A 23,301-nucleotide genomic window follows, 5' to 3' on the forward strand; every position below is an offset into this window, starting at 1 on the left:
GGGCTTCCTTTCGCGTCAGGCGGCGGGGGTCTGGGCCAGGGCCAGGATGCCCGCCAGCGGGATGCCGACCCAGTCCGGCCGGTTCTCGAGTTCGTAGCGCAGTTCGTACAAGGCCTTTTGCAGTTCGAACAGCGCAAGCAGGCTCAGCGCCTGGTCCGAGACGGCCAGCGGCGTGCCGGCCAGCGTGTCGCGGTAGCTCTGCAGGAAGGCGGCGCGCGAGGCGGCCTCCCAGGCGCGCGCGGGCCCGGCCATGGGCGCGGCCTCCTCGGGCGTATGGGCGGCCTGGCGCAGCGCCACGGCACGTGCGTAATCGAAGGAGCGCAACATGCCGGCCACGTCGCGCAGCGGCGACTGCTTGGCGCGGCGCTCCGCGAATTCGCGGCCGGGCTCGCCTTCGAAGTCGACGATCACGAAGTCGTTGCGCGTGAGCAGCACCTGGCCCAGGTGGTAGTCGCCGTGGATGCGGATCTTGCGGCCCTCGTTCTCCAGCACACCACCGGCGGCGATGCGCTGCGCAAGCGCCGTGCTGGAGGCCAGCACGGCCCGCGCATCGTCCTGCACGCCGGCAGGCAGGCGGCCCAGCGCGCCTTGCAGCAGATCCAGGCTTTGCTGCAGGTCAGCCTGGGTCTGCTCGCGCCAGGCCACCACGTCGGCCGTGGCCAACGGCTCGGGGTCGAAGGCGGCGTCGCCGCTCTGCGTGCCCAGGGCCAGGTGCAGCTCGGCGGTGCGCCGGCCAAGGGTCTGCATGAGCGCGATGTGGGCGCCATGCACGTCGTCGGGCATGGCCGCGGCCACAGGCGTGCGCAGCTCTTCGAGGTGCCGCTCCAGGTAGGCCACGAGGTAAGCCCAGCCGTCGCCCTGGTTCTCGATGTGGGCCTGCAGCAGCGCCAGGGTGCTGATGCTGCCGTCGGCAGCCACGAACTCCACCGCCCCTGCCACCGGTGCGCATTGCGCGAACTTCGCGGCCTCGGTCAGGAAGCGGCCGACCTCGAACTCGGGGTTCACGCCCTTGCGGATGCGCCGGTAGCCCTTCAGGAACAGGCGCTCGTCCACCATGACGATGGTGTTGCTGCTCTGTGCCTGCGGCCGCGCCACGGGCAGCTGCTGCACGTCGGTGCCGGCCAACTCGGCGAAGGCCTTGGTCGGCACGAAGCGGATGCTGCCCGTGCCGGTGGCCAGCGCACGGCCCGCGCCGATGGCGGCGATCACGGCGCGGCAGAAGCGCTCGTCGGCGAAGGCATCGGCCATGTAGCCGACCTCGGCCTGCTGGCGCACGCGGGCCACGGCCGCCGGGCCGAAGGCGCGGTAGCGCTCTTCCTCGCGCTCTTCCCAGGCCAGCGCGAGGGGCGCGAAGTAGACCGAGTCGGGCGGGCCGTCGAGCTCCACGAGCGGCAGCAGCCAGCCGTCGTCACCCTGCTCCCACAACGCGTGCTGGACCATGCGTGCGCGCTGCACCGGCGTGCCCTTGCTCGCATACCAGCGCTGGGCCTCGATGTGGCGCGGCAGGATCTCGCTCTCGAACTGCTGGCGCGTCTTGACGGCCATGCCGATGCGCCAGGGCACGACCTGGTCGCGGAACAGGCTGTTCCAGCCGTCGAACAGCACGAGCACGGGCCGGTCTTCGGCCGGCAGCATCTCCTGGTGCCAGCTCGGAACGGCCACGTCGGTCGCCAGGCGCAGCCAGTAGAAGCCGTGCGCGGCAATCGTCATGAGGTAGGGCAGCTCGCCGATCGGCGGGAACGCGGTGCGGCCCAGCATCTCCACCGGCACGCGGCCCTTGAAGGCCGAGAGGTCCAGCTCGGCCGGCTGGGCCGAGCGCGCGAGGTTGACCACGCACAGGATCACCTCGTCGCCGTAGACGCGCAGGTAGGCCAGGATCTTGCGGTTGCCGGGTTTGAGGAACAGCAGGTCACCGCGGCCGAAGGCTCGGCTGGTGGCGCGCACGGCCAGCATGCGGCGCATCCAGTTCAAGAGCGAGGCCGGCTCGCGCTGCTGCTGCTCGACGTTGAGCGCCTCGTAGCCATAGATGGCGTCCATGATGGGCGGCAGGTACAGGCGCTGCGGGTCGGCGCGCGAGAAGCCGGCGTTGCGGTCCGGGCTCCACTGCATGGGCGTGCGCACGCCGTTGCGGTCACCCACGAACACGTTGTCGCCCATGCCGATCTCGTCGCCGTAGTAGACGATGGGCGAGCCGCGCATGGACAGCAGCATGCTGTTCATGAGCTTGATGCGGTCGCTGTCGTTGTCCATCAGCGGCGCCAGCCGCCGACGGATGCCCACGTTGATGCGCGCACGCGGATCGGCCGCGTAGGTGCTGTACATGTAGTCGCGCTCCTTGCTGGTCACCATCTCCAGCGTGAGCTCGTCGTGGTTGCGCAGGAAGATGGCCCACTGGCAGCTCTGCGGGATGTCCGGCGTCTGCTGCATGATCTCGATGAGCGGGAAGCGGTCTTCCTGGGCGATGGCCATGTACATGCGCGGCATCAGCGGGAAGTGGTAGGCCATGTGGCACTCGTCCCCCTCGCCGAAGTACTCGCGCACGTCCTCGGGCCACTGGTTGGCCTCGGCCAGCAGGAAGCGGTTCGGGTAGTTGGCGTCGATGGCCGCGCGCAGCTGCTTCAGGATGGCGTGGGTCTCTGGCAGGTTCTCGTTGTTCGTGCCCTCGCGCTCGATCAGGTAGGGGATGGCGTCGAGCCGGAAGCCGTCCACGCCCAGGTCCAGCCAGAAGCGCATGACCTCGAACACGGCCTCCAGCACGGCCGGGTTGTCGAAGTTGAGGTCGGGCTGGTGGCTGAAGAAGCGGTGCCAGAAGTAGGCCTTGGCGACCGGGTCGTAGGTCCAGTTGCTGGTCTCGGTGTCGGTGAAGATGATGCGCGTGCCCTGGTACTTCTGGTCGCTGTCGCTCCAGACGTAGAAGTCGCGCTCGGGCGAGCCCGGCGGCGCCTTGCGCGCGCGCTGGAACCAGGGGTGCTGGTCCGAGGTGTGGTTGATGACCAGCTCGGTGATGACCTTGAGGTCGCGCTTGTGCGCCTCGGCCAGCATCTCCTTGAAGTCGTCCAGCGTGCCATACTGCGGGTGCACGTCCATGTAGCTGGAGATGTCGTAGCCGTCGTCGCGCAGCGGCGAGGGGTAGAAGGGCATCAGCCAGATGGTGTTGACGCCCAGGTCCTTGACGTAGTCGAGCTTGCTCGTCACGCCCTTGAAGTCGCCCACGCCGTCGGCGTTCGAATCGACGAAGGCCTTGACGTTGAGCTGGTAGATCACCGCGTCCTGGTACCACAGGGCTTCGTCGGTGACCGGAGTGACCGGGCCCTGCCCGGCCTCGGACAGGTGCGGGATGCTGTCGGCTGCTGCCGCCTGTTCTGGATTCTTCATGCGTTCCCTCTGACTTCGATCACATGGGCCGGCATCTGCGACGGGACCAGCATCACGAAGTTGCCGCCGTCCTGCCAGGCGAAGGACTGGTCCGTGAGCAGATCGTGCGCCACGAAGCTGCCGCCCTGCACGCCTAGCCAGGCCGCGTCCACGTGCACCCAGCCGGTCTGCGTGAAGGTGGCGTCGATGTTCACCACCGTGATCACGGCCTCGCCGCCCGCCGGGTCGCGCTTGGCATAGGCGATCAGGTAGGGGTTGCTGGTGTCGAAGAAGCGCAGCGTGGCGTTGGAGTGCAGCGCCGCATGCTCCTTGCGGATGCGGTTCACGGTGGCGATGAAGCCGGCGATGCTGTCCGGCCGGTCCAGCGTGAGCTCGCCCCAGTGGCGGATCTGGTACTTCTCGGAGTCCATGTACTCCTCGCTGCCCGGCTTGACCGGCTCGCCCTGCAGCAGCTCGTACGGCGGGCCGTAGATGCCGTAGCTGGCCGACAGCGTGGCCGCCAGCACCAGCCGCGCCATGAAGATCGAGCGCGGGCCGTGGTGCAGGTGCTCGTTGAGGATGTCGGGCGTGTTGGGCCAGGCATTGGGGCGGTAGTAGTCCTTGCCCGGCCCGTGGGCCAGCTCCTCGAAGTACTCCATCAGTTCATGGCGGTTGTTGCGCCAGGTGAAGTAGGTGTAGCTCTGCGAGAAGCCCAGCTTGGCCAGGCGGTGCATGACCTTGGGCCGCGTGAAGGCCTCGGCGAGGAAGAGCACGTCCGGGTGCTCGGCCTTCACCGCGCCGATCACCCACTCCCAGAACGCGAAGGCCTTGGTGTGCGGGTTGTCGACGCGGAAGATGCGCACGCCTTGCGCGATCCAGTGGTCGAACACGCTCTTGAGCTCCAGCCACATGGCCTGCCAGTCCGGCGTCTCGAAGTCGAAGGGGTAGATGTCCTGGTACTTCTTGGGCGGGTTCTCGGCGTACTGCACGCTGCCGTCGGGCCGCTTGCGGAACCAGTCCGGGTGCGCCTTCACGTAGGGGTGGTCGGGGGCGCACTGGAACGCGATGTCCAGCGCCAGTTCGATGCCCAGCGCGTTGGCCGCGCGCACGAGTTCGCGGAAGTCGTCCATGGTGCCGAGCGCGGGCAGCACGTCCTTGTGGCCGCCCTCGTCGGCGCCGATGGCCCAGGGGCTGCCCACGTCGCCTTCCTGCGCGACGAGCGTGTTGTTGCGGCCCTTGCGGCGCGCGCGGCCGATCGGATGGATGGGCGGCAGGTACAGCACGTCGAAACCCATGGCGGCCACGTAGGGCAGGCGCGCCTGCACGTCCTTGAAGGTGCCGTGGCGGCCCTCCTCCAGCGCGGCCGAACGCGGGAACATCTCGTACCAGGTGCTGAAGGCGGCGCGCTCGCGGTCGACTACGAGGGGCAGGCCCTCCTCGCTCCACCAGACGGCGTGGCGGCGGTCGGGCCAGCGGTCGGCCAAGGCGGCCAGGTCCTCGCTGAGCGCGGCGGCCTTGATGGACGCCACCTCCTGCGAGACCGAATCCATTTCGGCAATGGTGGCGCGGCCGGCCTGCTCGGCCCGGCTGCGCAGGTTCTCGGCCAGGCCGGCCAGCCGGCTGCGGTCCTCGCCCTCGGCACGCTCGGCGGCCTGGCGCACGAGCTCGGCGCCGACGCGCGCAGCGATCAGGATGTCGGCCAGGTCCACGCGCCGCACCAGCTCAGCGCGCCAGGACTGGAAGTGGTCGACCCAGGCGCAGACCGTGTAGCGCCAGCGGCCCTGTGCATCCGGCGTGCAGCGGGCCGACCAGACATCGTTGCCCTCGGCCTGCATCTCGGCCTCCTGCCAGGCGCCGCTGCCCTCCTTGCGCCAGCACAGGCGGGCGCGCACCTTGTCGTGGCCATCGGTGAAGACGTGGGCCGTGACGTCCAGCGCCTCGCCGACCACGCGCTTGACCGCGAACCGGCCCGCATCGACCTGGGGCAACACCGCATCGATGACGGCGCGGGCCTGGCCCTGCTGCGGCAGGTCCGGCAGCGGCACGGCCGGTGCGGGCGGCACCACGGCGGGATCGGCGCCTGGCGCCGCGGGTTTGGCGCGTGCGCGCCGGGGCTTCTTGTCGGCTTGGGATTCAGTCGGCATGGGCATCGGGTTCCAGGCGGAACATCAGGGTGGACAGCGGCGGCAGGGTCAGCACCAGCGAATGGGCCTGGCCGTGCGCGCCATGGGGTTCGGTCTGCACGCCTCCTTGGTTGCCCAGACCGGAGCCGCCGTAGTCGCGCGCATCGGTGTTGACCAGTTCGCGCCACAGGCCCGGCTGCGGCACGCCGAGCCGGTAACCCTGGCGCGGCACGGGCGTGAGGTTGGCCACGACGAGCACAGGAGGGTCGCCATCCAGGCCCTTGCGCAGAAACGCGAACACGCTGGCCTGGCTGTCGTCGTTCGCGACCCAGGCGAAGCCTTCGGCGGCGAAGTCCTGCCGGTGCAGCGCGGGCTCGCCGCGGTAGACCCGGTTCAGGTCGCCGACCAGGCGCGCCACGCCTTCGTGCAGGGGTTCGCGCGACTGCGCCCAGTCCAGCTCGCCCTCGTGCGCCCACTCGCGGCCCTGGCCAAACTCGCCGCCCATGAACAGCAGCTTCTTGCCCGGATGCCCCCACATGAAGCCGAACAGCGCGCGCAGGTTGGCGAACTTCTGCCAGGCGTCGCCCGGCATCCGGCCCAGCAGCGAGCCCTTGCCGTAGACCACCTCGTCGTGCGAGAGCGGAAGCACGAAGCGCTCGTGGAAGGCGTAGACCAGCGAGAAACTCAGCTGGCCCTGGTGGTGACGGCGGTAGACCGGGTCCAGGCCGAAGTACTTCAGCGTGTCGTGCATCCAGCCCATGTTCCACTTCATCGAGAAGCCCAGGCCGCCCTCCTCCGCCGGGTGCGAGACGCCGGGCCAGGCCGTGGACTCCTCGGCGATGACGAGCGCGCCGGGCTGCTCGCGCGCCACGGCCGCGTTGAGCATGCGCAGGAAGTGCACGGCCTCCAGGTTCTCGCGGCCACCGAACTGGTTGGGGATCCACTCACCGTGCTTGCGCGCGTAGTCCAGGTACAGCATGGAGGCCACGGCGTCCACGCGCAGCGCATCGAAGTGGTACTCGCGCAGCCAGAACAGCGCCGAGGACAAGAGGAAGCTGCGCACCTCGTTGCGGCCGTAGTTGAAGATGCTGGAATTCCACTCGGGGTGGAAGCCCTGGCGCGGGTCGGCATGCTCGTACAGGTGCGTGCCGTCGAAGGCCTGCAGCCCGTGCGCGTCGGTCGGAAAGTGCGAGGGCACCCAGTCCAGGATCACGCCGATGCCCAGGCCGTGCAGGTGGTCGATGAAGTACTTCAGGTCCTGCGGCGTGCCGTAGCGTGCGGTGGGCGCGAAGTAGCCCGTGGTCTGGTAGCCCCAGGAGCCGTAGAACGGGTGCTCGGTCACGGGCATGAGCTCCACGTGGGTGAAGCCCATGGCCTGCACGTGCTCGCCCAGCGCATGGGCCAGCGCGCGCCAGCCCAGGAATTGGCCGTTGTCGCGGCGCCAGGAGCCGGGATGCACCTCGTAGATCGACAGCGGCGCGCCAGCGGCCTGGCGTTCGGCGCGGGCCGCCAGCCACTGCGCGTCGCTCCATTCGAAGTCCAGCGACCACAGGCGCGAGGCCGTGGCCGGTGGCAGCTCGGCCAGCATCGCATAGGGATCGGCCTTGTCCAGCGCCTGGCCTGCGGCCGTCACGATGCGGTACTTGTAGCTCTGACCATGCCGCGCGGCGGGGGCGTCGCCCTCCCAGATGCCGCTGCCGTCTGCGCGTGGCACCAGCGGTTCGGCGTCGGCTTGCCAGGCGTTCCACTCTCCGATCACGCTGACGGCACGGGCGTTGGGCGCCCACACCGCGAAGTGCGCGCCCTCGCCGCCCGGGCGCAGCGCGGCGCCGAGACGGCCGGCCAGGGCCGTGTGCGTGCCCTCGCGGAAGTAGTGCAGATCCTGGTCCGCCAGCGCGGCGGCGTTCGAAGGCGTGGCTGCGGTGTGCTGCATCGACACGACTGTGCCGGATGCACCCTGTGGCCACGAGCGGACAGCTGCCGCAGCGCGTGTAGGCCGAGGCCCCGCACGGACGCACGGCGGTGGTACAACCGGGGTTCCGCTGCCCTCTTCCCTCCGCCGCCACCATGAACGAAGAAATCGGCCAGGTATTCGTCGTCGACTGGTCCTTTCTGCTGATCCTGGCGGGCCTCGCGGCCATCACGGTGGCGCTGTTCGTCCGCCGCGCCCGCATGAAGCGGCGCGCCCGCCACGACGAGCGACGCAAGCGCCGGCGCGAGTACCGGGCCTGGCTGCGCAACAGCGGCGTGCAGCCACTGGGCAACGACGAGGACAATGACCCCGCGGGACGCTGAACCGCCCGGGTTGCCACCGATGTCACGCCGCTGACACATTGCTAGGCTCTGCCCCGGCCCTCGGACCCGCATCCGAGGGCCGTCTTCCTTGTTCCGCACCAGGCGCAGCGCCATGAAAACCATCCACAACATCCTCGTCGCCGGCGCCCTGCTGGCGGCTTCCGCGGGCGCTTCGGCCCAACAGGTCAACGTCATCTGCTCGGTGCAGGCCGACTGGTGCAACATGATCGCCACGGTCTATGCCAAGACCACGGGCGTGAAGATCAACCTGGCGTTGAAGGGCTCGGGCGAGGCCCTGGCCCAGCTGATCGCCGAGAAGGACAACCCCAAGACCGACGTCTGGTTCGGCGGCACGGGCGACCCGCACCTGCAGGCCGCCGAGCAAGGCCTCACGCTGGAATACAAGTCGCCTTCCCTGCCGCAACTCTACCCCTGGGCGCAGCAGCAGGCCCAGCAATCCGGCTTCAAGACCGTGGGCATCTACTCCGGGCCGCTGGGCTTCGGCTACAACACCGAGCTGCTGGCCAAGAAGAAGCTGGCCGCCCCCAAGGCCTGGGCCGACCTGCTCAAGCCCGAGTACAAGGGCGACATCCAGGTTGCCAACCCGGCCTCCAGCGGCACGGCCTACACCATGATCGCCACGCTGGTGCAGCTCATGGGCGAGGACAAGGCCTTCGACTACCTCAAGGGCCTGCACAGGAACGTGGGCCAGTACACGCGCTCGGGCACCGGCCCGATCAAGGCCGTGGCGCGCGGCGAGACCGCCGTGTCCATCAGCTTCGTGCACGACGCGCCGCAGGAGCGCATGCAGGGCTTCCCGGTCGAGACTTCCACGCCCAGCGAGGGCACGGGCGCGGAGATCGGCTCCATGAGCATCATCAAGGGCGCGCGCAACCTCGAGCAGGCCAAGAAGTTCTACGAGTGGGCGCTGACGCCCGGCGCCCAGGCCTTCGGCGCGGCCGCCAAGCAGTACCAGTTGCCCTCCAACAAGGCCACGGTGGTCGATCCCAACGTGCCGGACTTCAAGAAGATCAAGATGATCGACTACGACTACAAGAAGTACGGCGCGAGCGCGGAGCGGCGCCGTCTGATCGCGCGCTGGGAGAAGGAAGTCAACGCACTGCCGCGGTAAGCACGTGACGAGGCGACCGAACGGCGCGGTGTGGTGGTGCACCGCGGCCGGCCTGCTGGCGTATGTGCTGCTGCCCTGGTACGCGATCCAGGACACCAGCTGGTACCAGGCCCTGCCGGGCATCTTCTCCGAAGGCGATGCAGCCAACGGCCTGCTGCAGGCCCTGGCGCAGAACCGACCCTGGCTGCTGGTCGGCCTGGCCGGCCTCGTGCTCTGCGCCATCGGTGCGCTCAAGGCGCCTGGCCGCGGCCAGGGGCGTTGGCTGCTGGCAGGCGGCCTGCTCGGCGCCCTGGGCCTGGCGCTCACGGGCTTCACGATCGGCGCGCGCGGCTGGAGCGTCGCGGCACTGAACACCCTCTTCGGCGAACTCGCGGCCAACCAGTTCGGCATCGGCGCGGGTGGCTTCGTCGCGCTGACCGCGCTGGTCCTGCTGGCCGCCTTCGGCCTGGCCCGGATGGGCTTGTTCCGCGGCGACCTGTTCGTCTCCGGCGCAGTCATCGGCTGCGGCGTGCTGCTGGCCTTGTTCATCGCCTACCCGGTCGGCAAGGCGCTGGCCGGCGCCTTCGTGCTGGAGGACGGCGGCTGGTCGGTGCTCGCATTCTTCCAGCGGGTGTTCACCGAGCGCATCTGGGGCCTGGGTTGCCTGGCTGGCGGCACGGCCTGCGGCGTGGCGTGGAACACGCTGCTGCTCGCGCTGCTGACGGCCACCGGCACCACCGTCCTCGGCACCATGATGGCGCTGATGGCCGAGCGCGGCAGCAGCCGCCTTCAGGGGCCGTTGCGCGTGATCGCGCTGCTGCCCATCATCACGCCGCCGTTCGTCGTGGGCCTGGGCCTGATCCTGCTGTTCGGCCGCGCCGGTGTGGTCAATCAGGTGCTGGAGAGCTGGTTCGGCATCGCGCCCACGCGCTGGTTCTACGGCCTGCCCGGCATCCTGACGGCACAGCTGTTCGCGTTCACGCCCATCGCCTTCATGATCATGCGTGGCGTGGTGCAGGGCATCGCGCCCAGCCTGGAGGAAGCTGCCCAGATGCTGCGTGCCGACCGGCGCCGCGCGTTCTTCACGGTCACGCTGCCGCTGCTCAAGCCCGGGCTGGCCAACGCCTTCCTGGTCGGCTTCATCGAGAGCATCGCCGACTTCGGCAACCCGGTGGTGGTGGGCGGGCAGTACAGCGTGCTGTCCACCGACATCTTCTTCGCCATCGTCGGCGCGCAGTACGACGCCGGCCGCGCGGCCTCGCTGGCCTGGGTGCTGACGGTCTTCGCGCTGGCGGTGTTCGCGCTGCAGCGCGGCGTGCTGGGCAAGCAGAACTACACCACCGTGAGCGGCAAGGGCGATGCCGGCATCGCCATGCCCTTGCCCGACAGCGTGCGCCGCGCCTGCCACAGCGTGGCCCTGCCCTGGATCGCCTTCACCGTGGTGGTCTACCTGTTCGCGTTCGCGGGCGGCTTCGTGCAGACCTGGGGCCGCGACTACACGCCCACGCTCAAGCACTTCCACACCGCCTTCGCGCTGGAATGGGGGCAATTCGGCCTGGTCTGGGCCGGCACGGCCTGGAACTCGCTGATCACCACCGTAAAGCTGGCGGGCATCTCGGCGCCGATCACGGCGGCGCTGGGCCTGCTCATCGCCTGGCTGCTCGCGCGCAACGAGTTCAAGGGCCAGGGCGCCTTCGAGTTCGCCGCACTGCTGGCCTTCGCGATCCCGGGCACGGTGCTGGGCGTGAGCTACATCCTGGCGTTCAACGTGCCGCCGCTGGAACTCACGGGCACCGGCCTCGTGATCGTGCTGTGCTTCATGTTCCGCAACCTGCCGGTGGGCGTGCGGGCCGGCACGGCGGCCTTCAAGCAATTGGACCGCTCGCTCGACGAGGCCTCGCTGATGCTGCGCGCCTCCACCACGCAGACGCTGTTCCGCGTGGTGCTGCCGCTGCTCAAGCCGGCGCTGGTGGCGGCCCTGGTCTACAGCTTCGTGCGGGCCATGACCACCGTGAGCGCCGTGATCTTCCTGGTCACGGCCGAGAACGAGCTGGCCACCACCTACATCATCGGCCGCGTGGGCAACGGCGACTACGGCGTGGCGCTGGCGTACTGCACGGTGCTGATCGTGCTGATGTCGCTGGCCATCGCGCTGATCCAGTTCCTGGTCGGCGAACGCAAGCTGGGCCGGCGCAAAGTGCCGGTGCACCAGGGGCACCACAAGATGGAGTCCGTATGAACGGCATCGAATTTCGCAACGTCACCAAGCGCTACGGCACGGACGCCAGCGCGCCGCTGGCCGTCAAGGGCATCAGCTTCGAGGTGCCGCAGGGCACGCTGACCACCATCCTGGGCCCTTCGGGCTGCGGCAAGACCACCACGCTGCGCATGATCGCGGGGCTGGAGTCGCCGACCGGCGGCCAGATCTTCATGGGCGGGCGCGACGTGACCACGCTGGGCCCGGGCGAGCGCAACGTCTCGATGATGTTCCAGAGCTATGCGCTGTTCCCGCACATGAACGTGGTGGAGAACGTGGCCTACGGCCTGCGCATGGGCGGCATGGCCAAGCCCGAGGCGGCGGCACGCGCGAGCGATGCGCTCAAGGGCGTGGGTCTGGTCGGCTTCGACACACGGCTGCCCAGCGAGCTCTCGGGTGGCCAGCAGCAGCGCGTGGCACTGGCCCGCGCGCTGGTGCTGGAGCCCGCCGTGCTGCTGTTCGACGAGCCGCTCTCCAACCTCGACGCGCGGCTGCGCCGCGAGATGCGCGAGGAGATCCGCGCGATCCAGCAGCGCCTGCAGCTCACGGTGGCCTATGTCACGCACGACCAGAGCGAGGCGCTGGCAGTCTCGGACCAGATCATCGTGATGGACCACGGCGTGATCGCCCAGCGCGGCACGCCCGAGGAGCTGTACAGCCGGCCGCAGAGCGAGTTCGTGGCCGGCTTCATGGGCGAGGCCATGGTGTTCCCGGCCGAGGCCCGGGCCGATGGCCAGGTCGCGCTGGGGCCGCTGCGGCTCACGCCCAGGCACCCGGTGACAGCCGGCCCGGTCAAGGTGGCCGTGCGGCCCGAAGCCTGGCAGATCGGTGCGCCGGGCGGCCTGCCCGCTACGCTGCGCAAGGCGGCCTACCTGGGCGGCTTCTACGAGTACGGCTTCGAGACGCCGCTGGGCCCGGTGTTCGTGGTGTCGTCCGACCTGGAGCGCGTGCTCGCGCCGGGCGCGGAGACCGCGCTGGGCCTGGGCCGGCACGGCGTGTCGGTGGTGCGACAGCCGGGCTGAAGCGCGCGGCCACGGCCCCTTTCGAGAACACCGCCATGCAGGACTACTACGCCGCCCGCGCACGGGAATACGACCGCATCTATGCCAAGCCGGAGCGCCAGGACAACCTGCGCCGCATGGAGTCCTGGCTGCCCGGCGTGCTGGCCGGGCGCCGCGTGCTGGAGCTGGCATGCGGCACGGGGTACTGGACGCGGTTCTATGCCGCCGCCGCGCAGAGCGTGCTGGGCATCGACAGCGCGCAGCAGACCCTGGACATCGCCCGTGCGCGCCTGCCGTCCAGCGTCCAGCTGCTGCAGGGCGATGCCTACCGCCTGCCCCAGTTCGATGCGCCCTTCGACGCGGCCTTCGCCGGCTTCTGGTGGTCGCACATCCCGCAGCGGCGCATCGCGGGGTTCCTGCACGGTCTGCATGCCGCGCTGCAACCGGGCGCCAGGGTCGTGTTCATGGACAACCGCTTCGTGCCGGGCAGCAGCACCCCGGTGGCCGAGCGCGATGCCGATGGCGACAGCTTCCAGCTGCGCACGCTGGACGATGGCTCGGTGCACCGCGTGCTCAAGAACTTCCCGTCCGCCGAGGCCTTGCTGGCCGCCGTCGAACCCTTTGCGGCCCAGGCCAGCTACCACCAGTGGCGCTTCTTCTGGGCGCTGGAGTACACGCTGCGCTAGCAGCGCGCCCGTTCAGAAACTCTTGCTGACCCGCAGCTGCGAGTAGGTGCCGTTTTTGGCGTTGCGCGACTGCACGGTGGCCATGTGCTGCAGCGTGAGCACCACGTCCAGCACCGGGACGCGCGTGGTCCAGAACAGGCCGGCATTGGTGGACCGGTAGCGGCTCGGGCCCCAGCGGTTGTTGCGGTCGTCCTGGAACTGCTGGACATGGACCACGTGCACGCCGATCGGTCCCAGGCGCGTCATGGTCCCGGCCGCGCCCTCCAGGCTGGCCCAGTTGCCGCTGCGCAGGTCGTTGTCGCGGTTGCGCGTGTTCAGGCCCACGGTGACGCGGCCCGCCAGCGCGATGTCGGGCCGCGGCAGATAGACCAGCTGGGCCGCGGGCCGCAGCGTGTAGAAGTTGCCGAAGCCGACGTCGGGGCCCGAGGCCTCGCTGTAGCGGCCCGTCGGCAGCACCAGCGAGGCCCCGGCCAGCACGCGCAGCTGGTCCGTGGCATGGCGCCAGCCCGCGTGCAGTTCCATGTCGCCGATGCCGGACACGCGGCCGCCCTCGGCCGCCGCCATGGAGGCCACGGTGTTCTGGAACTGCGTGTCGAAGCCGGCCTGCACGGCCGCCTGCGTCGCCGCAGGCACGGCCGGGTTCCAGTTCAGCGTCGGCGCGGTGGCCTGTGCGCCGAAGCCCTGCTTCTTGATGCCGTACGGCAGGTTCATGGCCAGCGCCAGCCGGCCGCCGCCATAGCGTGCCGCGCTGAGCCAGGCCAGGCCCAGGTTCCACTGCACGAGCGAGCCGCGCGCTTCGATGACGCCGGTGGCCGGGCCATACGTCGGGTACAGCGCCGCCGGTGCGGGTGCCGGCAACGGCAGCGTGCCGCCTGGCAGGGTCTGCGTGAGCCGCTCGCCGTCGTTGCCCGTGATCTTGTGGATGTCCACGCGCGTGAGCGCGATGCCGCCCGTCAGGCCCTGCAGGTCGGGCGGCGCGAAGATCTCGCCCCCCAGGCTGCCGGCCAGGTTGTAGCGCACCTGGAAATCCTCGCCGGCCTGGGCCGCGGGGAGCGCGGCGATGGTGCAGGCGAAGGACAGCGTGAGCCGGGCGATGGCGTTCATGGTGGTGGGCGTGGGTGCGGACGAAGAAGGCGCGGCACCTTAGCACCGGGTTGCAATTTGTCACATCGTCTGTCGCCGGCGAACGACAACCCCGATCAACAACCAGGCGCGGGTGTGTGCGACACCCCTGCGGAATCAGGCCTGCGGGCTGCTGCGCCGCTGCAACATGTACAGGGCCGGACCATCGGGCGTGGCGACCACGCCGATGCGCTGGAAACCCGCTTTCTCGTAGCAGCGGATTGCGCGGGCGTTGTCCGGTGCAGGATCGGTCTGCACGGCGCTGACCAGCGGATCGCCGAACAGTTGCGCCACGAGCGTGCGCACCAGCCGCGTGCCCAGGCCCTGGCCCAGCAACGCGGCATCGGCGATGGACTGGTCGATGCCGCGCACGCCGGGGTCGGTCTCGTCCTCCCACCAGCCGCCGCCCGCGCCCATCGCCACGTAGCTCTGCGCATAGGCAAAGGGCACGTCGTCCAGCAGGCCGATCCAGGGCGTGACGCGCTCGGCGGCCAGGGCCTGCAGGTCGTACTGCTCCCGCACCTCGGCCCAGGACGGCCGTGCACCGCCCCACCAGCGCACGATGTGCGGCCGGTTGAGCCAGTCGTGCAGCAGCGGCAAGTCCTGCGCAGTCATGGGACGCAGGCACACGCTCGGGGGTGGCAGGGAGCACATGGTCTGCGAGGGCATTGCGGCATCATGCCGCAGACGCCATGCGGCCAGGGCCGCAGGCTACGCCGCCAGCGCCGCGCGCAGCGCCTGCAGGCACCGCGCGTTGTCCTCGTCGGTGCCGACCGTGATGCGCAGGAACTGCGTGAAGCCGGGCTCCTTCCAGGGCTTGACGATCACACCGGCCGCCAGCAACGCCTCGTTCACGGGGCCGTTGGGCCGCCCCAGGTCCACGAACAGGAAGTTCGTGGCCGAAGGCGCCACGCGCAGGCCCAGGGCCTCGATCGCCTGCAGCATGCCATCGCGCTGCACCACGGTGCGCGCCACGGACTGGCGCATGTGGGCTTCGTCTTCGAGCGCGGCGCGCGCGGCCAGCTGGGCGGCGATGTTCACGCCGAAGGGCGTGCGCACGCGGTCCAGCAGTTGCACGAGTGCGGCATCGCAGGCGATGCCGTAGCCCACGCGCAGCCCGGCCAGGCCCCAGGCCTTGGAGAAGGTGCGCAGAACGATCCAGGCGCCGCCCCAGTCGCGCAGCATGGGCAGCGCATCGGGAAAGCCCGGCGTGAGGCGCGCGTACTCCACATAGGCCTCGTCGACGACCAGCAGCGTGCCGGCCGGCGTGGCATCGAGCAGCCGCGCGAAGGCGGCGGTGTCGAACAGGCAGCCGACCGGGTTGGAGGGATTGGCCAGCATCGCGATCTTGGGGCCGCGCGCGAGCGCGGCGCACCAGGCGTCCACGTCGAAGCCAAGCGCGGGCGTGAGGTCCAGCAGCTCGACTTCGGCGCCCATCATGCGCGGGTAGATCTCGTGCAGGCCGAAGGCCGGGCGCTGCGTCAGCACGCGCTCGCCGGGCGAGAGCAGCGCCAGGCAGAGCATGTGCAGGATGGACTCGGAGCCGTTGCCCACGACGATCTGGGCGGGCGTGGCGCCGCTGCGGCGTGCCAGCGCCTCGCGCAGGGCCTGGCTGTCCGCGTCCGAGTACCAGTGCACCTGCTGTGCCAGGCCGGCCAGCGCCTCGGCCACGCGCGGGCTGGGGCCGTAGGGGTTCTCGTTGCTGCCCAGCCGCGCGATGCGGTCCACGCCATAGCGCGCGCGCACGGCTGCGGACGAGAGGCCGGCGTTGTAGACCGGCAGCGGCGGCACCTCGGGGCGGGCCAGTGCGAGGATCTCGGATGCCATGTCAGTCGAAGATCTTTCCGGGGTTCATGAGGTTCAGAGGGTCGAGCGCCGCTTTCACGGCGCGCATGGCCGCCAGTTCGGCCGCTGTGCGGCTGCGCTCCAGATAGGGCTTCTTGTGCAGGCCGATGCCGTGCTCGGCCGAGACGCTGCCCGCGAAGTCGCCGACCAGTCCGTAGACCAGCTGTTCCAAGGCCTCCACCTCGCCGCCGATGGTCGACGCATCGGTGGAGACATGCAGATTGCTGTCGCCGATGTGGCCGAAGAACACGCTGGCATGGCCGGGCCAGCGCGCGTCGAGCGCGGCGCGGCAGGCGATCGCGAAGCGGCCGATCTCGGCCATGGGCAGGCTCACGTCGAAGTTGACGGGCGGGTGCATGTTCGTGGGCAGCTCGGCCGTGGCCTCGCGGATCTTCCAGAACGCACGTGCCTGGGCTTCGGACTGGGCGATCGCGGCGTCCAGCACCAGGCGCTCCTGCAAGGCGGGGGCCAGCACGTCCTCGAGCGCGGTCTGCAGTTGGGCCGCATCGGGGCCGTCGAGGTCGACCAGGGCCAGCAGCGGGTGCGGCGCATCGAAGGGCTCGCGCAGCTGTTGCCAGGCGAGCGAGGCCTGCACGAAGTCGCGCCACATGAGTTCGAAGGCCGCCAGGCCCGCGCCGGCACGCCGCTGCAGGCGCGCCAGCAGCGCGAGCGCGGCCTCGTAGTCGGCCACGGCGGCCAGCATGGTCGTGCGGGCGCTGGGTGCCGGATGCAGGCGCAGCAGCGCGCGCGTGACCACGCCCAGCGTGCCCTCGGCGCCGATGAAGAACTGCTTGAGGTCGTAGCCCGTGTTGTTCTTCTGCATGGGGCGCAGCATGGGCAGCACGGACCCGTCGGCCAGCACCACCTCCAGGCCCAGCGTCTGCTCGCGCATCATGCCGAAGCGCAGCACACCGTTGCCGCCTGCGTTGGTGGCCAGCGCGCCGCCGACCTGGGCCGAGCCACGCGCGCCGAAGTCCACGCCGAACAGCAGGCCCTGGGCGGCCGCGGCTTCCTGGATGGACTGGACGGTGGCGCCGGCCTGCACCGTCAGCGTGCGCGTGGCGGCGTCCACCTGTTCGATGGCCTGCATGCGGTCCAGCGACAGGGCCACACCGTGCGCCAGCGGTTGGGCCGCGCCAGCCAGCCCGGTCATGCCGCCCTGCGGCACGACGGGCACGCGGTGCTGCATGCACAGCTGCAGTGCGGCGCTGACCTGCTCCGTGCTGCGCGGGCGCAGCAGCGCGAGCGGGCGCACGGGCGGCACGCCGCTCCAGTCCGTCAGCCGGTGCGCGGGGATGGCCTCGCCGGTCGCAACGGCGTCGTCGCCCAGCGCCGCGCGCAAGGCGGAGAGCAGCGCGCTCACCGTGGCGCTTCGGCGAAGTCGAGCACGGCCTGCAGCATGCGTTGCAGGTGCGGCTGCACGCCGGCCGCCACGGCCGGCAGGTAGTCGAAGGGCAAGGCCTCCTGCATGTAGCTGCTCTGCGTCATCTCCAGCTGCACGGCGTGCTGGCCGTCCTGCGGCCGGCCGTGGTGGCGCGTGATGTAGCCGCCCGTGAAGCGGCCGTTCAGCACGCTGGTGTAGCCAGCAGCGTCCTTGGCAATGGCCAGCAACCGCTCCGCCAGAACCGGGTCGCAGCTGGCGCCCTGGGCGGTGCCCAGGTTGAGGTCGGGCAGCTTGCCCTCGAAGAAGCGCGGCAGCACGGAGCGGATCGAATGCGCGTCCCACAGCATGGCGATGCCGTGCTCCGTCTTGATGCGCGCGAGCTCCTCGGCCAGCTTGGCGTGGTAGGGGTGCCAGATGGCGTCGCGGCGCGCGGCGATCTCGGCCGCGCCGGGCTGGTCGGCCACATCCCCGTAGACGGGCGTGTCGTCGAAGGTGTCGACCGGGCACAGGCCCGTCACGCTCTGGCCCGGGTACAGGCTCGCGCCGTCCGGCGGGCGGTTCAGGTCGATCACGTAGCGCGAGTGCGTGGCCACGAGCACCGAGGCGCCCAGCGCATCGGCGAAGTCGTACAGCCGCTCCAGGTGCCAGTCGGTGTCGGGCACATGGCGCGCCTCGGCCGTGAAGCGCGCGGCCAATGCGGGCGGCACGTGGGTGCCGACATGGGGCATGGAGATGAGCAGCGGGCGGCTGCCCTGGCGGAAGCGGAACGGCGGTTCGGTGGTGGAAAAGCTCATGGGCTGTCCTTGAGAAGTTGGGTGCGGGCTGCGACCAGGCCGCGCCTGGCGTTCAGGTGCGCAGCATGGCGGCCGGCGCGCACGCGCGCCTGGCCGGCCACGTGGACGCTGCCGACCGCGCTCGTGCGGTGGCTCGCGAACACATGGGCCGACAGCATGTCGGCAGCCTGCAGGCCGGCCAGTGCCGGATGCTCTGCGCCCAGCGTCACGAAATCGGCCTGCTGGCCTGCGGCCAGCCCGGCCACCGGGCGGGCAGACGCCTGCGCGCCGCCGGCCACCGCGGCCAGGGTCATGGCGGTGGCGACCTGCGGCTGCGCGGGCGTCGCCATCACGTTGCGACGGCGCGTGGCCAGGCGCTGGCCGTATTCGAGCAGCATGAGTTCCTCGGCCGCGTTGACGCAGGCGTGGCTGTCCGAGCCCACGCCCCAGGCGCCGCCCGCGGCCTGCCAGGCCGGCCCGTCGAACAGGCCGTCGCCCAGGTTGGCCTCGGTGCTGGGGCACAGGCCGGCGACGGCACCGCTGGCGGCGGCGCGGCGGTATTCGTCGGCATCCATGTGCGTGGCGTGCACCAGGCACCAGCGCGCGTCCACGGGCGCATGGTCCAGCAGCCAGGCCACGGGGCGCTGGCCGCTCCAGGCGATGCAGTCATCCACCTCCTGGGTCTGCTCGGCGATGTGGATGTGCACGGGGGCCGTGGCGTCCTGCGCGTGCAGGCCGGCCACGGCCGCGCGCAGCGCATCGGGCGGCACGGCGCGCAGCGAGTGCGGCGCCAGGCCCAGGCGGGCACCCTGGGCGGCGCAGAGCGGGCGCAAGCGCTCCAGCAGGCGCAGCATGTTGTCGGTGGCGCGGATGAAGCGGCGCTGGCCCTCCCCCGGTGGCTTGCCGCCGAAGCCGCTGGTCTGGTAGAGCACGGGCAAGAGCGTGAGGCCGATGCCGGCCTGCTTTGCGGCGCGCAGCAGGGCCAGTGCGAGTTCGGCATCGTCGGCATAGGCCGCGCCGCCGCGGTCATGGTGCACGTAGTGGAACTCGCAGACGCTGGTGTAGCCGGCCTCCAGCATCTCCACGTACAGGCCAAAGGCGATGGCCTCGAGCAGGGCCGGGTCGAGCTTGTTCGCGAAGCGGTACATCAGCGTGCGCCAGCTCCAGAAACTGTCCTCGGCCGCGCCGCGGTACTCGGTCAGGCCGGCCATGCCGCGCTGGAAGGCGTGCGAGTGCAGGTTGGGCAGGCCGGGCAGCACGGGACCTTCGGCCTGCGCGACGCCTTCGGGGCGTGCGGCATCGGGCTGCACGTGCACGAGCGTGCCGGCCGCATCCCAGCGCAGCAGCACGTTGCGCGCCCAGCCTGCGGGCAGCAGTGCGTCGGCTGCGAACAGCGCGCTCATACAGCGCCCTCTGCGATACGGCCTTGGCGCACGACCGCGCGCACCGGGCGCTGGCCGAACCAGTAGGCCAACTCGGCCGCGTCCTGCAGATCCCACAGCACGAAGTTCGCCGGGCGGCCGGCCGCGATGGCACCGTGAGAATCCTGCAGGCCCAGCGCGTGCGCCGCGTGCACGGTGATGCCGGCGATCGCCTCGGGCACCGTGAGCCGGAACAGCGTGCAGGCCATGTTGGCCATCAGCAGCAGGGACAGCGCCGGCGAGGTGCCGGGGTTGTGGTCGGTGGAGACGGCCATGGGCACGCCGGCGGCGCGCAGCGCCGCGATGGGCGGCAGCTGCGTGTCGCGCAGCGTGTAGTAGGCGCCCGGCAGCAGCACGGCCACCGTGCCGGCCGCCGCCATCGCGGCGACGCCCTCTGGCGACAGGTGCTCGATGTGGTCGCAGGACAGCGCGCCGTAGCGCGCGGCGAGCGCCGCGCCGCCCATGTCCGACAGCTGCTCGGCATGCAGCTTGACCGGGATGGAGAGGGCCTGCGCGGCCTGGAACACCTGCTCGGTCTCGGCCAGCGAGAACGCGATGCGCTCGCAGAACACGTCGACCGCATCGACCAGGCCTTCGGCATGCAGGGCCGGCAGCATCTCGCGGCAGACCAGGTCGGTGTAGTCCTGGCTGCGTCCTTCAAACTCCGGCGGCAGCGCGTGCGCGCCCAGGAAGGTGGTGCGCACGGTCACGCCGTGGGCAGCCGCCAGGCGCCGCGCCACGCGCAGCTGCTTGCGCTCGTGCGCGAGCGCAAGACCGTAGCCCGACTTGATCTCGATCGCGCAGACGCCTTCGGCCAGCAGGCTGCGCAGCCGCGCCGAGGCGCTCGCGAAGAGTTCGTCCTCGCTGGCCGCGCGCGTGGCGCGCACGCTGGAGACGATGCCACCGCCGGCTTTGGCCACCTCCTCGTAGCTCGCGCCGGCCAGGCGCATCGCGAACTCGTTCGCGCGCTGGCCGCCATAGACCAGGTGGGTGTGGCAGTCCACGAGGCCGGGCGTGACGAGCGCGCCCTGCCCTGCGTGGCCCGGCAGATCGGCACATTCGGTGGGCACGGCATCGGGTGCGCCGGTCCAGGCGATCCGGCCGTCCTGCACGGCGATGGCGCAAGGCTGGCCGTCCAGGCGCGTGAGGCCGGTCCACAGGCCGTCGGCCGAAGGCAGGGTGTCGAAAGAAGGCATGGGGTTTCCTATCGGGCTGGATGCCATTGCACGGCCAGCAGGGCGGCGTCGGCGTCCGCGGTGTCGAGCGGCCAGCCCGTGGCGGCATCGCTCCACCACAGGCCCTGTCCGGGCGCGAGCGCTTCGCTGCCCGCGCGCCAACGGCCGCGCCAGGCCAGCAACAGGCCGTGCGCTGCGGCGGGCAGTTCCGCGCCACGGTGCAGCACATGGAGCGCGGCGCGCAGCCGGCCGCGCCGCGTCATCACGTTGAAGTCGCTGGAGGGGCCGCCCAGCAGCGTGCAATCGACGCGCGCGTCGCCGCTGAACGCGAAGGGTGCCAGCGGCGTGGCGAGGCGGTGCTCCAGGTCCTCTCCGTGCAGGCGCACGCCATCGCCCTCGAGCAGCGTGATGATGCGGTCCACGCCCGCAAAGGTCGAGAACGGGCCGCTGGCCGCGATGCTGGCGACCGAGACGCGCCAGTCGAAGCCCTCGAAGCCCGCACCGGGCGGCCAGCTCGCGATCTCGCGCGTGCTGCCGCCGCCGTTCTTCCAGGGCGTGGCAGGCAGGTCCGCCACGTCGAAACGCTGCACTGTGGAGCTCATCGCACCAGCCCTCCCTGGCTCAAGCGCCGTTCGAAATGCCGCAGCACCAGCATCACGGTGCCGGTCAGCGCGAAGTACACGGCGGCGATCGCGAGGTAGACCTCCAGCGAGCGGTAGGACACGCTGATGATCTTCTGCCCCTCGTGCATCACGTCGTGGATGGTCAAGAGCGAGACCAGGGCCGAGTTCTTGATCAGCGCGATGAACTCGTTGCCCAGCGGCGGGATCATGCGCACCACGGCCTGCGGCAGGATGATGTGGCGCATGGCCGTGGGTGCCGTCATGCCCAGCGATTGTGCGGCCAGGGTCTGGCCCGGGGCTATGGACTGGATGGCGCCGCGCACGATCTCCGACACATAGGCACCCGAATAGACGCCCAGGCCCAGCACGCCGCACAGGAAGGCCGGCAGCAGCAGGCCGAAGTGCGGCAGGCCGAAGAACAGGATGAACAGCTGCACCAAGAGCGGCGTGCCGCGCACCACCGTCACGTAGGCCGTGCATGCGGCGTAGAGCCAGCGGCGCTGCGGGTTCAGGCGGCCGATGCCGACCACAAGGCCCAACGCGCAGCCCAGCAGCAGCGCGCAGACCGTGATCTCGATGGTGACCAGCGTGCCGCGCGCGAGCGCGTCCCAGCCGCCCCAGACGGGGGAGAAGTCGAGGTCCATGTCAGTGGTTCATGGAAAGAAGCGACGAGGGCCGAGCGAAGCGATGGCCCGGATGTGACCCCGCTCCCGGGACCCCTGTGCCCACGCCGAGGAGCGCAGTGGACTGGGCGGCGCGGGGAACCTCGCGCTTTGTGAACTGACTCATTGCACTTGTTCGAGCCGAGTGAACGCAGTGAACGGTGCGAGTTGTGCAATGCGCCCAGGCCGCGAGCACCGCAGGTTGCCCGGAGCGCCAGCGGAGGGTCGGGGGCACCGGGGTCGCCCTTTCTTTGGTTACTTTCTTTCGGCGAAACGAAAGAAAGTGACTGCACTGCCGGGGGCATATCCCGGCCTCTGGTGCTTGTGCGATCACTACGTCTGATCGGAGTGAGGAGGTGGGGGCTTCACCCCCACACCCCGACTTACTTTCTCTTGCTTCGCCAAGAGAAAGTAAGCAAAGAGAAGGCGACCCCGGTGCCCCTGTCCCTCCGCTAACGCTCCGGGCAACCTGCGGTGCTCGCGCCATGGGCTGCATTGCGCAACTCGCACCGTTCGCTTCGCTCACTACGCTCGAACAAGCGCAATGAGTCAGATGTTGAAGCGCGAGGTTCCCCGCGCAGCCCATGGCGCTGCGCTCCTCGGCAGAGGCACAGGGGAAACAGCCATTCGGGCCATCGCTGCGCTCGGCCTGGGACTCGGGCCTTCGCTGCGCTCGGCCTGCGCGCGCGCGCATCATGGCGTGACCGGGAACCACTTCTTCACGATGGCCGCATAGCTGCCATCGGCCTTGAGCTTGGCGATCGCCTCGTTCACCGCCTTGGTCAGTTCGGGCGTGTCCTTGCGGATCGCCATGCCGTACTCCTCGGTCGTGAGCTGCTCGGGCAGCACCTTGAGGCCCGGGCGCGTGCGCACGTACTGGTAGGCGGCCGGCTTGCCCGTGACGGCGGCATCGCTGCGGCCCACGTCCACGAGGTTGAACATCTCCTGGTTCTTCTCGACCTCGACGAGCTGCACCTTGGGATGGGCTTCCTTGAGGTAGCTCACCGACTTGGTGCCGACCTGCACGCTGACCTTCTTGCCGGCCAGGTCGGCCGGCGACTTGATCGTCGCGTTGTCGGCCTTGACCATGGCGACCAGGCCGCCCGCGTAATAAGGATCGGTGAAGTCCACCACCTTCTTGCGTTCGTCGGTGATGTAGATGGCCGACACGGCCATGTCCACGCGCTTGGAGACCAGGGCCGGGATCAGGCCCTTGAAGTCGATGTCCACCCACTCGACCTTGCGGCCCATCTGCTTGCCGATGGCCTCTACGAGCTCGGTGTCGAAGCCCGTGCGCTGGCCGTTCTCGAAGAACTCCATGGGCGGGAAGGTGGCGTCGGTGGCGACCTTGAGCACGGCCTGGGCGTGGGCGCCGAAGACGGCGGACGACAGCAGGGCCAGGGCGAGCAGATGGCGGCGAAGAGTCATGGGGTTTTCCGTGGGAAAGGTGAAGGAGCGAAACAGCTAGC

18 protein-coding genes are annotated in these 23,301 nt (G+C 70.3%); 5 read left to right on the forward strand and 13 right to left on the reverse strand.

Features of this window, described 5'->3' with window-relative positions; all coding sequences use genetic code 11:
* Nucleotides 1–15: 15 nt before the first annotated feature.
* From treS to glgB, 3 genes are read right to left on the reverse strand one after another with little or no spacing between them, the layout of a single operon-like run.
* Complete coding sequence (gene treS, locus IE209_RS03060) at nucleotides 16–3,375, reverse strand: maltose alpha-D-glucosyltransferase (RefSeq protein ID WP_189685560.1); 3,360 nt, start codon at nucleotides 3,373–3,375, stop codon at nucleotides 16–18.
* A complete protein-coding gene (locus tag IE209_RS03065; protein WP_373305267.1) occupies nucleotides 3,372–5,504 on the reverse strand; it encodes an alpha-1,4-glucan--maltose-1-phosphate maltosyltransferase in 2,133 nt (710 codons plus the stop codon). Before IE209_RS03065 ends, treS begins: the two co-directional genes overlap by 4 nt.
* Nucleotides 5,488–7,410, reverse strand: coding sequence for a 1,4-alpha-glucan branching protein GlgB (gene glgB / locus IE209_RS03070; RefSeq protein WP_189685562.1), 1,923 nt, complete (start codon nucleotides 7,408–7,410; stop codon nucleotides 5,488–5,490). The genes IE209_RS03065 and glgB overlap by 17 nt, the downstream gene beginning before the upstream one ends.
* Before the next feature lie 134 nt (nucleotides 7,411–7,544).
* On the opposite strand from glgB, the gene IE209_RS03075 reads away from it, so the two are divergent.
* The 5 genes from IE209_RS03075 (at nucleotide 7,545) to IE209_RS03095 (ending at nucleotide 12,827) form a co-directional block, all read left to right on the forward strand.
* Nucleotides 7,545–7,772, forward strand: a complete 228-nt coding sequence (locus IE209_RS03075; RefSeq protein ID WP_189685563.1) for a hypothetical protein — start codon at nucleotides 7,545–7,547, stop codon at nucleotides 7,770–7,772.
* 112 nt (nucleotides 7,773–7,884) lie between these two features.
* Nucleotides 7,885–8,904 (forward strand): ABC transporter substrate-binding protein, encoded by a 1,020-nt coding sequence (locus tag IE209_RS03080; protein WP_189685564.1) that lies wholly within the window; start codon nucleotides 7,885–7,887, stop codon nucleotides 8,902–8,904.
* Nucleotides 8,905–8,908: 4 nt separating this feature from the next.
* On the forward strand, nucleotides 8,909–11,122 hold the full coding sequence (locus IE209_RS03085; protein WP_189685565.1) for an ABC transporter permease: 2,214 nt from the start codon (nucleotides 8,909–8,911) through the stop codon (nucleotides 11,120–11,122).
* A complete protein-coding gene (locus IE209_RS03090) occupies nucleotides 11,119–12,162 on the forward strand; it encodes an ABC transporter ATP-binding protein (protein ID WP_189685566.1) in 1,044 nt (347 codons plus the stop codon). Before IE209_RS03085 ends, IE209_RS03090 begins: the two co-directional genes overlap by 4 nt.
* A 35-nt stretch (nucleotides 12,163–12,197) precedes the next feature.
* The gene (locus IE209_RS03095; RefSeq protein ID WP_189685567.1) at nucleotides 12,198–12,827 is read left to right on the forward strand and encodes a class I SAM-dependent methyltransferase; all 630 of its coding nucleotides are present in this window, start codon (nucleotides 12,198–12,200) and stop codon (nucleotides 12,825–12,827) included.
* 12 nt (nucleotides 12,828–12,839) lie between these two features.
* On the opposite strand, the gene IE209_RS03100 is transcribed toward IE209_RS03095, so the two are convergent.
* The 10 genes from IE209_RS03100 to IE209_RS03145 form a co-directional block, all read right to left on the reverse strand.
* Complete coding sequence (locus tag IE209_RS03100; protein ID WP_189685568.1) at nucleotides 12,840–13,931, reverse strand: transporter; 1,092 nt, start codon at nucleotides 13,929–13,931, stop codon at nucleotides 12,840–12,842.
* Between the two features lie 135 nt (nucleotides 13,932–14,066).
* Nucleotides 14,067–14,603, reverse strand: coding sequence for an AacA4 family aminoglycoside N(6')-acetyltransferase (locus IE209_RS03105; RefSeq protein WP_189685903.1), 537 nt, complete (start codon nucleotides 14,601–14,603; stop codon nucleotides 14,067–14,069).
* A gap of 57 nt (nucleotides 14,604–14,660) precedes the next feature.
* A complete protein-coding gene (locus tag IE209_RS03110) occupies nucleotides 14,661–15,776 on the reverse strand; it encodes a histidinol-phosphate transaminase (RefSeq protein ID WP_189685569.1) in 1,116 nt (371 codons plus the stop codon).
* A 1-nt stretch (nucleotide 15,777) separates the two neighbouring features.
* A complete protein-coding gene (locus tag IE209_RS03115; protein ID WP_373305287.1) occupies nucleotides 15,778–17,136 on the reverse strand; it encodes an FAD-binding oxidoreductase in 1,359 nt (452 codons plus the stop codon).
* 17 nt (nucleotides 17,137–17,153) lie between these two features.
* Nucleotides 17,154–17,972 carry an N-formylglutamate deformylase gene (hutG, locus tag IE209_RS03120; RefSeq protein ID WP_189685571.1) on the reverse strand — a complete coding sequence of 273 codons (819 nt, stop codon included), beginning with the start codon at nucleotides 17,970–17,972 and terminating at the stop codon, nucleotides 17,154–17,156.
* The gene (locus IE209_RS03125; protein WP_189685572.1) at nucleotides 17,969–19,354 is read right to left on the reverse strand and encodes a formimidoylglutamate deiminase; all 1,386 of its coding nucleotides are present in this window, start codon (nucleotides 19,352–19,354) and stop codon (nucleotides 17,969–17,971) included. Before IE209_RS03125 ends, hutG begins: the two co-directional genes overlap by 4 nt.
* Nucleotides 19,351–20,568: an imidazolonepropionase gene (gene hutI, locus IE209_RS03130; RefSeq protein WP_189685573.1), complete on the reverse strand. Its 1,218-nt coding sequence runs from the start codon at nucleotides 20,566–20,568 to the stop codon at nucleotides 19,351–19,353. The genes IE209_RS03125 and hutI overlap by 4 nt, the downstream gene beginning before the upstream one ends.
* Before the next feature lie 8 nt (nucleotides 20,569–20,576).
* Entirely contained in the window at nucleotides 20,577–21,149 is a 573-nt protein-coding gene (locus tag IE209_RS03135) for a HutD/Ves family protein (RefSeq protein WP_189685574.1), read from the reverse strand.
* A complete protein-coding gene (locus IE209_RS03140; RefSeq protein WP_189685575.1) occupies nucleotides 21,146–21,814 on the reverse strand; it encodes an amino acid ABC transporter permease in 669 nt (222 codons plus the stop codon). The genes IE209_RS03135 and IE209_RS03140 overlap by 4 nt, the downstream gene beginning before the upstream one ends.
* Before the next feature lie 711 nt (nucleotides 21,815–22,525).
* Entirely contained in the window at nucleotides 22,526–23,260 is a 735-nt protein-coding gene (locus tag IE209_RS03145; protein ID WP_189685576.1) for a transporter substrate-binding domain-containing protein, read from the reverse strand.
* Nucleotides 23,261–23,301: the final 41 nt, after the last annotated feature.

The sequence above is a fragment of the Pseudorhodoferax aquiterrae genome (genome assembly GCF_014652235.1).
GTDB lineage: Bacteria > Pseudomonadota > Gammaproteobacteria > Burkholderiales > Burkholderiaceae_C > Pseudorhodoferax > Pseudorhodoferax aquiterrae.